Below are 235 nucleotides of genomic sequence, written 5' to 3'. Positions count from 1 at the left end.
CCATAGGGTCATTGGAATCCAGCCACCGGAATGGGTTATTGAAAGCAAGCCAATACAGTGTGAACCCGTCGACACTGGCTGTGGCTAAAGAGTGGCGCCATTGTTGAACATCTATTGTGAAGCGGTAAAGATTATCCGGGGCTCTGTCGCGCTCATCTTCATCATTGTCACTGAGACCTGTCAGTGCATGGGCTCTTTGAATCACTTGGTCATAAAAGTTGATAATTGGCGTTGG

The 235-nt window shown here is 48.1% G+C and carries 1 protein-coding gene; it reads right to left on the bottom strand.

The annotated features are described in order from the left end of the window. A partial coding sequence (locus tag E1189_RS24125) for a hypothetical protein (RefSeq protein ID WP_230459780.1) occupies positions 1-235 on the bottom strand: 235 nt, incomplete at both ends.

The sequence above is a fragment of the Parendozoicomonas verongulae genome (genome assembly GCF_009711465.1).
Lineage (GTDB): Bacteria > Pseudomonadota > Gammaproteobacteria > Pseudomonadales > Endozoicomonadaceae > Sansalvadorimonas > Sansalvadorimonas verongulae.
This window is presented reverse-complemented; position numbering and strand designations above follow the sequence as displayed.